The following is a 13,082-nucleotide window of genomic DNA, read 5'->3' as shown; positions in this document are numbered from 1 at the left end:
CGGACAGGCCTTGTCCCGGATCGCAATATATGTGATAACAGCGTGGTGATGGAGCCTCAAGTTGATGTCGACCATTGGACAACGCTGCGCGACGTTGAGCAGCGCGTCCTCTGGCTCTCGACCGCGATGATCGACCACGCGAACCGGGTCCGGCCCAATCCGGGCGGCCTCAAGGTCGGCGGCCACCAGGCGTCCAGCGCCTCGATGGCGACGATCATGACGGCGCTCTGGTTCGACCGGCTCACCGCGGACGACCGCGTCTCGGTGAAACCGCACGCCTCACCGGTCCTGCACGCCATCAACTACCTGCTCGGCGGCCTCGACGAGCGCTATCTGAGCACGTTGCGCTCGTTCGGCGGCCTGCAGAGCTATCCCAGCCGGGTCAAGGATCCGGACACCGTCGACTACTCGACCGGCTCGGTCGGCATCGGCGCCACCGCCCCGATCTGGGGCGCCATCGCCAAGCGGTACGCGGGCGGCCCCGGCGCCGGCCGGCAGTACTCGCTGGTCGGCGACGCGGAGCTCGACGAGGGCGCCTGCTGGGAAGCGATCCTCGATCCGATGGTGGCCGGGCTCGGCGAGGTGTGCTGGATCGTCGATCTCAACCGGCAGTCGCTCGACCGGGTCGTCCCGCACGTGTCCGCCGGCCGGTTGCGCGACATGTTCTCCGCGGCCGGCTGGCAGGTGCTGACGGCCAAGTACGGGCGGCTGCTGAACGAGCTGTTCGCCCGGCCCGGCGGTGACCGGCTGCGGCGCCGGCTCGACGAGATGCCCAACGCCGAGTACCAGCGGCTGCTGCGCTGCCCGCCCGGCCAGCTGCGCGAGCGCCTGCCCGGTGACAGCGCGGCGGTGCGGTCGTTGCTCGGCGATCTCGACGACGCGACCCTGACGGCGGCGTTCCGCGACCTCGGCGGCCACGACCTGCGGACGATGAGCGAGACCCTGGCCGCCATCGACGACGACCGCCCGACGGTGATCTTCGCCTACACCGTCAAGGGATACGGGCTGGCTACCGAGGGCCACCCGCAGAACCACTCCTCCATGCTCACCGAGGCCCAGATGCGCGTGCTCGCCGAAGGCTGCGGCATGTCGCTCGACGCGCCCTGGCAGCGCTTCGCCGGCGACTCGGCGGCCGGGCGGCTGTGCGCGGGGGTGGCGGGTCGGCTGCGCCGTGACCCGGTGACGCCGTCGCCCTCCATCGAGGTGCCCGTCGACCTGGGGCGCACCGCGGCCGGCACCGCTTCCACCCAGGCCGGGCTCGGTCGTGCGCTGCTGGATCTGACCAGGCAGGCGCCGCAGGTGGCACGGCGGGTGGTGACCGCCGCGCCCGACGTCGCCTCCTCGACCAACCTGGGCGGCTGGATCAACAAGGTCGGCGTCTGGTCGGCGGGAGACCGCCGCGACTGGTTCGACGACGATCCGGAGACCATTCTGCACTGGCGGGAACGTCCCGACGGGCAGCACATCGAGCTCGGCATCGCCGAAGTCAACCTGGTCGGGCTGCTCGGCGAGCTCGGCGCCACCTGGAGCCGCTGGGGCGAGCCGTTGCTGCCGATCGGAGTGCTCTACGACCCGTTCGTCGAGCGGGCCCTGGAGCCGTGGTCGTTCGGTATCTACGCGGGCGGGCAGTCCATCCTGGTCGGCACCCCGGCCGGCGTCACGCTGGCCGCCGAGGGCGGCGCGCACCAGTCCATCAAGACCCCGTCGATCGGCCTGGAACAGCCCGGCTGCGACGGCTACGAGCCCGGGTTCGTCCTCGACCTGGAATGGACACTGCTGGCCGCCCTGGGCCGGCTCGGCCGGACCGGCGGCCGCTCGGCCTACCTGCGGCTGTCGTCACGCCCGGTCGACCAGGCCCTCGCGGCGGTTCCGGCCGACCCGGCGGCCCGGGAACGACGGCGCCGGCAGGTCGTTGCCGGTGGCTACCTGCTGCGCCGCGCCGAGCGACCGCCCGCCCTGACGATCGCGGCGATGGGCGCACTGCTGCCCGAGGCGCTGGCCGCGGCCGACCGTCTCGGAACGCTCGGCATCGCCGCCGACGTGGTCTGTGTGACCAGTCCCGGCCTGCTGTTCCAGGCCCTGCGGGCGCGTGACGGGCAGGGCCACGGCGAGCCCTGGATCCTTGGCGCCGCATTCCCGCCGGAGCGGGCCGCGCCGCTGCTCACCGTCCTGGACGGGCACCCGCACACGCTGGCCTTCCTGGCCGGGGTGCACCGGATGCCCGCGCGTCACCTCGGAGTGTCCGGGTTCGGGCAGAGCGGCGACCTGCCGTCGGTGTACCGCTACCACGCCATTGACACCGACAGTCTCGTCGCAACCGCTCTCGATCTTATTTGATCATTGTTGTTATCACATATATCTGCTAAGTTCCTCGCACTTCTCCTCTTGGTGTGGCCACCGCGCCGTCAGATCGGAGCAGCACCTCATGACCTCTTCGAGCGAACTCACCCGCGACGAGCTCATCGCCCGCAACCTCGCCGCCGTCGAGTCCCATTTCCACAACGAGACCCCCGAGACCATCGACCTGGCGATCGCCGGGTACACGGACGACATCGTCTGGGAGGTGCCGGCCCGCGGCCTCGTGCTGCGTGACCGGGAGGACGTCAAGCAGGAGTACCTGCGCATCTTCGGCTCGATGACGATCCACAAGATCACCAACCTGTACCGGTTCGCCACCGAGGAGTGGGTCTTCGACGACAGCATCTTCGAGTGGACGATCACCGACGACGGCTTCCGCAACTGCCCGTACCCGGTCGGCACCCGGGTCAGCATCCGTCTGCTGCACGCGTTCCAGTGCCGCGACGGCAAGATCTGCCGGGAGAACGGCTACGAGATCTGGCGGCGGGCCGACGACAAGGACCGTGTCAACGACGACGTCCCGGCCGGCGCGCACGTCGAGATCTTCTCTTGACCGGCACCGACTGCCTCATGTGCGACCTCGAGCACGGCGACGGTGACGCCACCGTGTTCCGTGACGAGCATTGGGCGGCCCAGATCGTCGCCGGCTACGACGTGCCCGGCTGGTTCATCCTGCGCGCCCGGCGGCACGCCGAACGGATCACCGGGCTCGCCCCGGCCGAGCTGGCCTCGTTCGGGCAGCGCGCCCAGGACCTCGTCGCGGCGGTCACCGAGGTCACCGCCGCCCCGGCCACCTACCTCATGGTCTTCGGCGAGAACTATCCGCACTTCCACGCGCTGATCGCTGCCCGTGGCGCCGACGTCCCGGCCGAGCTGCGCGGCGGCAACATCCTCGCGCTGCGCGAGGGCCACCGGGACTACGCCGCCGCGGCGGCGCTTCTGCCCGAGGTCCGGGCGGCGTACGAGCAGCGCTCCCGGGCCGTCGCATGAGCCACCCCGTCGTCCTCCGCGACGTCCGCGTCCTCGACGGTGACACGACCGGCCCGGCGACCAGCGTCGTCGTGCGGGACGGCCGGATAGCCGACGGCCCCCTTCCCGACGACGCGGACATCGTCGAGGGGGGCGGCGGGGTCCTTCTTCCCGGCCTGATCGACACGCATGCCCACGTCAGCCGGCGCGCGCACCTGGACGCGATGGTCGAGTGGGGCGTCACCACGGTGCTGGACATGGGCGCGCCCCACTACGACGCCACCATGGCGCTCAAGGATCAGCCCGGGTTGCCCACCCTCCGGTCGGCGGGACGGCCGGCCAGCGGGCCGGGCTCGATGTTCGTCACGAAGATGGGCCACCCGGCCTCTTCGGCGGTGTCCGGCCCGGACGACGCTGCCCGCTTCGTCGCCGACCGGGTCGCCGAGAGTGCCGACTACATCAAAATCATCATCGAGGACCCCCGGTTTCCCGGTACGAAACCCCTCGAGCCGGCGACCATCGCGGCGATCGCGGTGGCCGCCCGTGCGGCCGGCCTGCTCACCGTCGCGCACGTGGTCAGTCCGGCCACCCTGCGCACCGCCGTCGCCGCGGGCGTCGACGTGGTCACCCACACCGCCCTGACCAAGGGTCTCGGCGACGACGAGATCACCGGGACGGTCAGCCTGATCCCGACCCTCGGCATGATGGACGGCGTGGCGCGATCGATCGGCCGGCGGCTGCCCGTCCGTGCGCTGTCACTGCTGGTGCCCGCATTGCGGATGGACTACCGGCACGCGGTGGCCACCGTGGCCGCATTCCGCCGCGCCGGCCAGGTCGTTCTGGCCGGCACCGACGCCAACGACGAGCCAGGGGCGCCGTGCCGCGTCCCGTACGGCATCTCGCTGCACGATGAGCTGGAACGACTCGTCTCGGCCGGGTTGACCGCGACCGAGGCGCTGCGCGCGGCGACCGTACAGCCGGCCGAGACCTTCGGTCTGCACGACCGGGGTGTCATCGCCGCCGGCCGCCGGGCCGATCTCGTGCTTGTCGACGGCGATCCGACCCGGGACATCACCGCCACCCGGGCCATCCGGGGCGTCTGGATCGGTGGCGCCCGCGTCCGGGCGTGACGGTGGCTTCGGCGTCGACCGGCCCCGCCCGCCCGTACTGTGTCGGGCGGCCGCGCCCCGAGCCGGGCTCAGGGCCTTGCGGCCAGTAGCGCCTTGACGCCGGCGAGGTAGTCATCGGTATCCGTGCCGTTGATCAGCAGGCGCTGCACGATGAAACCCTGCATCACGCCGAGCATGGCCGCGCCGACCTGTTCCGGCACGGCGCGGGCGTCGAGTTGACCGGTGGCCTGCCACCGGCGGGCAACCTCGGCGAAGTAGTCCCGCAGCCGGCGGTAGACGTCATCGGCCCGAGCGGCCAGTTGGGGGCTGCGGAGGGCTTCTGCCCACACCTGCACGCCGACCCGGGTCACGTCGACCCCCAGAGCCGGGTGGTTGGCCATCTGGTCACCGATGACGTGCAACATCGCCGCCATGGCCTGCTCGGGTGAGGGCGTGGCGCCGTCGGCGAGCAAGGCGCCGAAAGCCTCGTCGGCTGATGTCAGAGCCGTCCCCGCGACGGCCGAGATCAAGTCGTCCTTGCTGCGGAAGTAGCGGTACACCGCCCCCGCGGAGAGCCCCGACTCGCTGATGATGTCGGCCATCGAGGTGGAGTGGAATCCGTTCGTGGCGAAGAGCCGGGCCGCCGCCGCCATGATCTCGGCTCGGCGGTCGGCCCGGTACTGCTCGGAGACGCGGGGCAGCGACCGCGACGTCTACGGGGCGATCGACCTCAGCGCAGGCGCGCCTCAGGTACTCACCGCCTCCGCGGGCAGCGCCACGATCGCGCAGACCCTGCAGGGCGTGGCCACTTCGCTCAGCCAGGCGCAGACGCAGGGCGCCGCTCCGGCCGTCGCCGTCCGTGACGTCGTCGCGTTGCCCGTCGAGGACCGGCGCGGCGCCGGCCTCACCGCCGCGGCGTTCCCGCTGATCCTGGGCGGCATGCTGGCCGCGGTGCTGCTCATCAACCTGGTCCGCGGCCGGGTCCGCCGGACCGCCGGCGCGTTCGCTTTCGCCGTCACCGGCGGCCTGGCCATGGCCGCGATCCTGCAGTTCTGGCTCGGCTCGCTGGACGGCGCCTACCTCGCCAACGCCGGCGCCATCGCCCTGACCGTGGCTGCCTCGTCCATGACCATCATGGGGCTGGAATCGCTGCTCGGGTACGCGGGCTTCGGCATCGGCTCGGTCATCATGATGCTCGTGGGCAACCCGCTGTCGGGTATCTCCACCGCGCCCGAGTTGCTGCCGGGCTGGTCCGGCCCGCTCGGCCAATTGCTGCCGCCCGGCGCCGGCGGGCATCTGCTGCGATCCACGGCCTACTTCGGTGGTCACGGCGAGGCCCAGCCGATCATCGTCCTGGTCGCCTGGCTCGCCTTGGGCGCGATGCTGAGCCTTCTCGGACACCATCGCTCCCGCCGCGCTGCGGCCGGGGCGCCCGCCGACGAGACGACGGCGCGGCCCGCGCCGTACGCCACGGTCTGAGCCCGAGCGACAACGTGGGCCGGGAACGCCCCGGCGGACCGCGAAACGGAATCCGTGAACTGCTGCTGGTCGTGGTCCTCTTCCTCGGATACCGGGCGGGCGCCTGCTCACCTCGGGTCACGTAGGCGAGGCCACGGCCAACGCCGCAACGATCTGGCGGCTGGAGCGGTGGCTGCTCCTGCCGGACGAATCATCGGCCGATGAGCGCGGGCAGCACGAACACCATCGTGGTCGACCAGGTGATGTGGGTCAGGATCGGGGCGAGGACGCCGCCCGACGCCCGCCGCTGCAGTCCCAGGACCAGCCCGAGCAGGAAAGCGGCGAAGACGAGCATCAGGTTGCCGGTGGCGACGGTCGCCGCCGCGTAGACCACCGTGGAGATGAGGACGGCGTGGCGCCGGCCGATCGCCGCGAACAGGGCGCCGCGGAAGAACACCTCCTCGGCCACGCCGTTGAGCAGGGTCACCGCCACGATCGGCACGACCGCGCCGTACCGGGCGTGGGCCAGGACGGTGTTGACCAGGTCGCGCAGCGGCTCCAGTTCGCGTACGACAAGCGCGCCGGCCACGAAGACGCCGCCGAGCACGAGCCCGGTCACGATCGGGGTGGCGACCGGGCGGCGCAGCCGGTCACGGAACGGGATGTGTCCCAGGTGCAGCGGCCCGGACAGCAGCGCCCCGCCGATCCAGGTGAGCGCGACCAGCACGGTCATCAGGTAGAACAGATTGTCGCCGGGGCGGACGGCCAGCGAGAATCCGAGCAGGACGGCCCCGGCCACCAGCGTGACGGCGACGACGACGCGGCGCTTGCGGAAATCGCGGTCGGGCTGCTGGTGGTCGCGCTCGACCCGGTCGATCAGCGACGGGGCCACGGCCCGCCGGGCGCGTTCGAGCCAGGCCGAGGTCACCGCGGCACCCGCGTCCGGTCGTCGTGGGCCGCCCGCTGCCGGTCGGCCAGCGCCTGCCGTACGGCGTCGTCGTAGCCGACCGGATCGCCCGGCACGACCCGGGTGATCGCGTTGTCGTGCACGACAACCTCGTTGGTCATCGAGTCGATCAGGTTGCGGGCGGTGGCCGAGTCGACGTCGGTGACGAACCGCAGCCACGCCGACGACAATCGCGGGGTCAGCAGCGGGACGGTGACGTTGGGCAGCCGGCGGCCCTCGATCCGGGCGACGCGCTGCAGCATGTCGAGGTAGCGCAGCACCTCGGGGCCGCCAATTTCGTACGTCTGCCCGCGCGCCTCGACCGGCTCGAGCACCCCGGTCAGATAGCGAACGGCGTCGGCCAGGGCGATCGGCTGGGTCCGGGTGCGCACCCAGCGCGGAGTCACCATCAGCGGCAGCCGGTGGGCGAGCTGCCGGGTCATCTCCCACGAGATGCCGCCGTGGCCGATCACCACCGCGGCCCGCAGCACGGTCACCGGCACCGGCCCGGACTGCAGGATCTGCTCGACCTCGCGGCGCGACCGCAGGTGCGGCGACAGCGCGTCGCCGTCCGCCCCGAGACCGCCGAGGTAGATGATCCGCTCGACGCGGGCCGCGGCCGCCGCTTCGGCGAAGTTGCGCGCCGCGCCGGCGTCGCGCTGCTCGAAGTCACCCGACCCGAGCGAGTGCACGAGGTAGTAGGCCACGTCGACGCCGGCGAAGGCCGCGGCCAGGCTGCCGGGGTCGGACACGTCGGCCTCAACCGGCTCGCCCGCACCGCGGTAGTCGCGCGGGCGCCGGGTCATGGCCCGGACCCGGTAGCCCTGCTCGGCCAGGCGGGCCGCCACATGGGAGCCGATGAAACCGGACGCGCCGCTCACCAGAACTGTCTTGGTCACACCGTCCCACTACCCCGAAAGGCAGGAGCCTCCCGAATCCCGTCCTCGTCAGTGAAGTTCAGTCGGCTGGTCATACCGGGTAGACGCGGTACTGCAGCTTCTCGTCGTACCGGACCCCGGTGACTGCCGTGACGATCGACCAGAGGAAGTCCTCATCCGGGCCCCAGGACGGCCGGGCGATCTCGGCCTCGACCGGCAGTGGCGTCCCGTCGTCCTCGATGACCACACCATCGGCGTAGACGTAGTGCCGGCTGCGTTCGCCGTTCGTGAACAGCGTGAAGCCGTAGGTGCTCGAGACGCTGCTGAAGAACACCACCAGAGCGGTCGCCGGATCGGTCGGTTCCCAGCTCATGACCACATCCATCATCGGGTTCCAGACCTGTGCCCAGCCACCCGACTCGGCGGCGTAGAGGGCGTCGGGCTTCAGAGCGCTCGTGGCCTGGTCGGCGCCGACCAGTTCACCACTGAATTCGGTGATGGCGAGGTCGTCCACCGCCTCGTCCGCGGTCACGTCCTGACGGAAGAGCACCGAGGTGTTCCAACCCATGATCAAAACCTTTCCTGGTACGCGGAGATCGCCGCCCATTGTTCAGGTCGGCACCGGCAGGACGCCGTCTGCCCTCGCCATCTGTCCCGCGGGCCCGCTGGAGCACGCGGGACCGGCCCGTGATCGCGCGCGGCCGCTCGCAGCACACATGCCGCGAAGCCCTCAAGGACGGCAGGTGATCGCCGATGCGGAGCACATGTTGTTGCGCTGGTACGCCGTCGTTGCCGGAGGCCTGGTGGCGACCTACCTGGCGTGGCCCTACGACCTGCGGCAGTGGCCGTTCCTGGCGGTGACCCTGGGCGTCGCCGTTCCGGCCGTGGTGTCGGCCCTGCGCCGGACACCCGGTGCGGCGCGGGCGCCGTGGTGGCTGATGTTGGCCTCCCTGGGGCTCTACAACGTCGGCAACGTCGTCTGGATTCTCATCGCGACGACGGGTGGCCGGGTCACCGGGGACGGCAGCGTCGCCGACCTCTTCTATTCAGCCGGCGGCGTGCTGCTCCTCGCCGCCTCGATCGCCGTCGTCCGGCGTCAGGGTCGTGGCGACGTCGGCGGCGTCCTCGACTCGATGATCACAGCAGTGGCCCTCGGCGGCGTGCTGTGGGACGCAGTGCTGTTGCCCGCGCTCACCCGGCAGGACGCCTCCGTGGGCCGGCAGGTGTCGCTTTTCGTCACGGTCATCGTGATCGTCGGCACGCTCGGCGCGATGCTGCGGATCTCCTTGGTGTCTCCGGCCGGGCGCACCGCCTCGGTCCGGCTGTTCACGGCCGGTGTGGCACTGGCCCTCGCGGGCAACGTGGCCGCGGCGCTGACCATCGACGCCAACGGGGTACGCCCCGACTGGACCAACAACGTGTTCCTGGCCGCGTACGCCATCCTCGGCGCGGCCGCCGTCCATCCGTCGGTGGCCATGGTGAACCGGCTCGGCCGCGCACCGAAGGATGACCTGACGCGCGGCCGTCTGACCTTCCTGGGCGTCATGCTGGTCCTCACCCCGTTGATCGGGGGAGGCCGCGCCATTCTGGGCCTGCCCACGGATGGCGTGCTCATCGCGCTGTCCTCGGCCGCCCTGGTGCCGTTGGTCATGGTCCGGGTGGCCCGGTTGGCCGCTCAGCGCCGGGCCGCAGAGCAGGCCCTGCACCGGCTGGCCACTCGGGACGGGCTGACCGGGCTGGCCAATCGGGGCGCCTGTCTGGACCATCTGTCGGCCGCCCTCGACGAGGATTCGCACGATCTGACGGTGCTGTTCTGCGACCTCGACGGCTTCAAGCCGGTCAACGATCGCCTGGGTCATGCCGCCGGTGACGAACTGCTGGTCGCGGTGGCCGACCGTCTGCGCACTTGCGTCCGCGGCGACGACCTGGTCAGCCGGTTCGGCGGCGACGAGTTCGTCCTCATCTGCCGGGGCCCCGAGGCGGTCGACGTGGTGGCCGCACGGATCGCCGAACTGACCGGACGTCCTTTCACCGCGGCCGGCGAGCAGGTGCACATCGGCATCAGCGTCGGCGCGGCCCGGGCCCGGCCCGCGGACACCATCGACGCCCTGCTCAACCGGGCCGACATGGCCATGTACGAGGCCAAGAAGTCCAAGTCGGTGGGCGCCCTGAGCCTGATCGTCGTCTGAGGCCGGGCCGGACCCCACCCCCTTCGCGGTGCCCGGCGACTACGTCGTGAAGTGGCCCACCGCCGTCCGTAGACGGCCGGCCAGGATGGTGACGGCGCCGGCGGCCTCAGCGGCCTCGGTCACCGCGTCCCGGGAGGAAGCTGTGCTCCGAGCCACGCCTGAGATGCCCTGGGCGATGGTGGTGGCTCCCTCCGCGGCCTCGCTCACTCCTCGGTTCATCTCGGCCGTGGTGGCGCTCTGTTCCTCCACCGCGGAGGCGATGGTGGTCTGGTAGTCGCTGATCTGCTGGATGATCTGGCTGATGCCGTCGATGGCAGCCACCGCCTCGCCGGTGTCCGACTGGATGGCGGTGATGCGCTGCGAGATCTCCTCCGTGGCGCGCGCGGTCTCCTGCGCCAGGTCCTTCACTTCGGAAGCCACGACTGCGAAACCCTTGCCGAGCTCGCCGGCGCGGGCGGCCTCGATGGTGGCGTTCAGGGCCAGCAGGTTGGTCTGGGCGGCGATGGCCTGGATGGTGCCGATGACGCTACCGATCTCGGCCGACGACTCGCCCAGCCGGTTGATGGTGGCGCTGGTGTCTCGAGCGGCAGCGACCGCGGATGTGGCCACCCCGGCCGCGTCGGCGGCGTTGCGGGAGATCTCGGAGATGGAGGCGCCCATCTGCTCCGACCCGGCGGCGACTGTCTGCACGTTGCCGCTGACGCCGCCGGCCGTGCCGGCAACATGTTCGGCCTGCTCGTAGGCGTTCTGCACGGCGCCGTCGATCCGGCCGCTGACCCGGGAGAGTGTGTCGGCGGCGGCTGCCAGCTCTCGCGCGTCGTCACTTATGCCGGTCACGGTCCGTCGGAGGGCCTCGGCGGCCGCGTCCGTGGCCCGCGCCATGTCGCCCACCTCGTCGCCGGCCCGGTCGCCCACCCGTACGGAAAGGTCGCCGTCGGCGAGACGCCGCAGAGCGCCCACTCCGTCTGCCAAGGGCTTGACGACGCTGCGGGTCACCAGCAGCACCAGCAGCACGGCGGCCATGACGGCCAGCAGGAAGCCGACAACCATCGTGGTTCGTGCCGTGGCGGCAGTGCTCCGCGCATCGGTCGCCGTGGCGCCGGCACGGACGGTCACCGACTTCACGAGCTTGTCGGTGAGCTCGGTGATCTGGAAGAAGATCTCGTAGCCGGGACCCAGAATCACCTTGTTGCCGGCCTCGATGTCCTTCTTGGCAAAGGCGGACACGACCCGGTCGTCAGCCTTGAAATAGTCGGTCCAGGCGGCCAGGAGCTGGTCGAAGACCTGCTTCTCGCTCGAGGTCATGACGTCGATGCGGGTCGCGTCGAGCAGGGCCTCGAGTTTGTCCTTGTCGGCGAGGAAGCCCGCGCGGTTGTCCGAGGTCGGCTGCACGGCGCGCACCGGACCCAGCCGGTAGGCATCCCACGCGTACGCGACCTGCCAGCCCGAGATGTCGCCGTCGTAGAACTTCTGTTCGGCCACCTGGTTCGCCAGCAGCTGAAGGTCGCGCATCTTTCCGGCTGCGTCGGACTGCCGCCCGAGCGCGACCACCCCGATCACGATGACCACGCCGAGCAGCACCATCACCAGTGTGAAGCAGGCGGCCAGCCTGCCACGCAAGCGCATCCGACGCACTAATGTCACTGAAGTCCGTTCGGCAGGCAGCCCCGACGCCTGAGGCCGTTGACGCGGCGGCACCGGCAACCCGCGCACGCTGGTGATGGAGGCGCGGCGCCGCGGCGATCACGCGTACCGGTCGGGGGCGTCCGATGGGCCACGGAGAACGGGGCCTGGGCGTCATCCGGGTGGGCTGAGGAAATCCGGCGCCGCGCCGCCGGCTGTGCGCCGGCAGCGCGGCGGGGGTCAGCGGCGCGGGGCGCCTGCGGCCAGTGCCAGGTCCTGCTGCAGTACGTCGTACTGGCCCTTGGGGTTGAGCTGCTCGTCGTAGATCAGGGCGGCGCCCTCCTGCGGGTCGGTGAACCAGCCGGGCACCCACGAGTAGGCGTCGCCGAAGCCCCACGGGGTGAACGAGACGCAGGCGCGGACCGCCAGGCAAGCCTGGAGTGTGCGGGACCAATAGCTTTCCTGGGCGTACGGGGCGAGCGCGTTCACCGGTTCGTTGACGGCGTCCGGCTTGGTCTGCGTGCGCACGTCCACTTCGGTGAGGGCGACCTTCAGCTTGAGGGCGGCGAATCGTTCCAGGTTGTTCGTGAGGTCGGGATAGCCGTACTGGGTGGAGAGATGTCCCTGGAGGCCGACGCCGTGAATCGGTACGCGCTGCGCCTGGAGCGAGCGCACCATCGCGTACACGGCGTCGCTCTTCACCCCGGTGAACTCGAGGTTGTAGTCGTTGTAGAACAGCAGAGCCTTGGGGTCGGCCTGGTGGGCCCACCGGAACGCGTCGGCGATGTAGCCGGTGCCGCCCCAGGCCTTGTACCAGATCGACTGGCGGGGCTGGCCGTTGTCGTCAAAGGCCTCGTTGACCACGTCCCACTGCCAGATGTCGCCCTTGAAGTGGCGGACCTGGTCGAAGATGTGCTTCTTCAGGACCGCCTTCACCTCGTCGTTCGACAGGGTGGTCGTGGTGCCGTCGGAGGACAGCCAGGCGGGCAGCTGGTTGTGCCAGACGAGCGTGTGGCCGCGTACCAGCTGCTTGTTCTGCTTCGCGAAGGCGACGATCTGGTCGGCCTTCTGCCAGGTGTAGGCGCCGCGGACGGCCTCCACTTCGGCCCACTTCATCGCGTTCTCCGGGGTGACCGAGGAGAACTGCTCCGCGGTGATCTGCGTGTACTTCTCGTTGGTGCCGAGCAGGTCGGGATTCACGGCCGTGCCGACGCGCAGGCCCACGCGAGCGGCGAGCGTGCGCAACGAATCGGCGGGGTAGGCCGGGGGTCTCGCGGCGGCCGGGGTGGCACCGGCCGGGGCCGAGCCGATGAAGGTCAGCTGTCCGCCCAGCACCACGGCGGCGCTGACGACGGAGAGGGCAAGCCGAGAACGAGGCACCGGAACTCCTTGCGACGAGAACGAGGGAAGGGAGCATCCGAAACTTACGGAAACATTCCGGAAGTAGTTACCGGAATCTATGCGCAACCTCGACCGCGGTCAAGTCTTCTTGGCCCAGCCTGATCCAGAGGACGGTCGAGGTCAGCCGCCCGCCGGGCGGACGCGCGGCTCC

Annotated in this window: 12 protein-coding genes; 6 read left to right on the top strand and 6 right to left on the bottom strand. The window is 70.9% G+C overall.

Features of this window, described 5'->3' with window-relative positions:
- Positions 1 to 48 precede the first annotated feature (48 nt).
- From OWR29_RS37240 to OWR29_RS37225, 4 genes are all read left to right on the top strand, one after another.
- Positions 49 to 2,337: a thiamine pyrophosphate-binding protein gene (locus OWR29_RS37240; RefSeq protein WP_267568312.1), complete on the top strand. Its 2,289-nt coding sequence runs from the start codon at positions 49 to 51 to the stop codon at positions 2,335 to 2,337.
- 88 nt (positions 2,338 to 2,425) lie between these two features.
- Positions 2,426 to 2,911, top strand: a complete 486-nt coding sequence (locus OWR29_RS37235; protein ID WP_267568210.1) for a nuclear transport factor 2 family protein — start codon at positions 2,426 to 2,428, stop codon at positions 2,909 to 2,911.
- The gene (locus OWR29_RS37230; protein ID WP_267568209.1) at positions 2,908 to 3,348 is read left to right on the top strand and encodes an HIT family protein; all 441 of its coding nucleotides are present in this window, start codon (positions 2,908 to 2,910) and stop codon (positions 3,346 to 3,348) included. Before OWR29_RS37235 ends, OWR29_RS37230 begins: the two co-directional genes overlap by 4 nt.
- Positions 3,345 to 4,457 (top strand): amidohydrolase family protein, encoded by a 1,113-nt coding sequence (locus OWR29_RS37225; protein ID WP_267568208.1) that lies wholly within the window; start codon positions 3,345 to 3,347, stop codon positions 4,455 to 4,457. The genes OWR29_RS37230 and OWR29_RS37225 overlap by 4 nt, the downstream gene beginning before the upstream one ends.
- A gap of 68 nt (positions 4,458 to 4,525) precedes the next feature.
- Here the strand turns inward: OWR29_RS37225 and OWR29_RS37220 are convergent, their stop codons facing one another.
- Positions 4,526 to 5,038 (bottom strand): TetR/AcrR family transcriptional regulator, encoded by a 513-nt coding sequence (locus tag OWR29_RS37220; protein ID WP_267568207.1) that lies wholly within the window; start codon positions 5,036 to 5,038, stop codon positions 4,526 to 4,528.
- Positions 5,039 to 5,060: 22 nt separating this feature from the next.
- Between OWR29_RS37220 and OWR29_RS37215 the strand changes: the two genes are divergently transcribed.
- Positions 5,061 to 5,915 carry an ABC transporter permease gene (locus OWR29_RS37215; protein WP_267568206.1) on the top strand — a complete coding sequence of 285 codons (855 nt, stop codon included), beginning with the start codon at positions 5,061 to 5,063 and terminating at the stop codon, positions 5,913 to 5,915.
- 190 nt (positions 5,916 to 6,105) lie between these two features.
- On the opposite strand, the gene OWR29_RS37210 is transcribed toward OWR29_RS37215, so the two are convergent.
- The 3 genes from OWR29_RS37210 to OWR29_RS37200 form a co-directional block, all read right to left on the bottom strand.
- Positions 6,106 to 6,822 (bottom strand): CPBP family intramembrane glutamic endopeptidase, encoded by a 717-nt coding sequence (locus OWR29_RS37210; protein ID WP_267568205.1) that lies wholly within the window; start codon positions 6,820 to 6,822, stop codon positions 6,106 to 6,108.
- Complete coding sequence (locus tag OWR29_RS37205) at positions 6,819 to 7,739, bottom strand: NAD(P)H-binding protein (RefSeq protein ID WP_267568204.1); 921 nt, start codon at positions 7,737 to 7,739, stop codon at positions 6,819 to 6,821. The genes OWR29_RS37210 and OWR29_RS37205 overlap by 4 nt, the downstream gene beginning before the upstream one ends.
- 70 nt (positions 7,740 to 7,809) lie before the next feature.
- A complete protein-coding gene (locus tag OWR29_RS37200) occupies positions 7,810 to 8,286 on the bottom strand; it encodes a hypothetical protein (RefSeq protein WP_267568203.1) in 477 nt (158 codons plus the stop codon).
- Positions 8,287 to 8,461: 175 nt separating this feature from the next.
- Between OWR29_RS37200 and OWR29_RS37195 the strand changes: the two genes are divergently transcribed.
- Complete coding sequence (locus OWR29_RS37195; RefSeq protein WP_267568202.1) at positions 8,462 to 9,907, top strand: GGDEF domain-containing protein; 1,446 nt, start codon at positions 8,462 to 8,464, stop codon at positions 9,905 to 9,907.
- A 39-nt stretch (positions 9,908 to 9,946) separates the two neighbouring features.
- On the opposite strand, the gene OWR29_RS37190 is transcribed toward OWR29_RS37195, so the two are convergent.
- Complete coding sequence (locus tag OWR29_RS37190) at positions 9,947 to 11,533, bottom strand: methyl-accepting chemotaxis protein (RefSeq protein ID WP_267568201.1); 1,587 nt, start codon at positions 11,531 to 11,533, stop codon at positions 9,947 to 9,949.
- 237 nt (positions 11,534 to 11,770) lie between these two features.
- Positions 11,771 to 12,910 (bottom strand): endo-1,4-beta-xylanase, encoded by a 1,140-nt coding sequence (locus OWR29_RS37185; protein ID WP_267568200.1) that lies wholly within the window; start codon positions 12,908 to 12,910, stop codon positions 11,771 to 11,773.
- Positions 12,911 to 13,082: the final 172 nt, after the last annotated feature.

Origin of the sequence: Paractinoplanes pyxinae (assembly GCF_026626335.1) — a bacterium.
GTDB lineage: Bacteria > Actinomycetota > Actinomycetes > Mycobacteriales > Micromonosporaceae > Actinoplanes > Actinoplanes pyxinae.
This window is presented reverse-complemented; position numbering and strand designations above follow the sequence as displayed.

Excerpts from the sequence above, each read along its gene's own strand:
- OWR29_RS37240 (WP_267568312.1), top strand. The coding sequence starts at position 49 with ATGGAGCCTCAAGTTGATGTCGACCATTGGACAACGCTGCGCGACGTT.
- OWR29_RS37235 (WP_267568210.1), top strand. The coding sequence starts at position 2,426 with ATGACCTCTTCGAGCGAACTCACCCGCGACGAGCTCATCGCCCGCAAC.
- OWR29_RS37225 (WP_267568208.1), top strand. The coding sequence starts at position 3,345 with ATGAGCCACCCCGTCGTCCTCCGCGACGTCCGCGTCCTCGACGGTGAC.
- OWR29_RS37220 (WP_267568207.1), bottom strand. The coding sequence starts at position 5,038 with ATGGCCGACATCATCAGCGAGTCGGGGCTCTCCGCGGGGGCGGTGTAC.
- OWR29_RS37200 (WP_267568203.1), bottom strand. The coding sequence starts at position 8,286 with ATGGGTTGGAACACCTCGGTGCTCTTCCGTCAGGACGTGACCGCGGAC.
- OWR29_RS37190 (WP_267568201.1), bottom strand. The coding sequence starts at position 11,533 with ATGCGCTTGCGTGGCAGGCTGGCCGCCTGCTTCACACTGGTGATGGTG.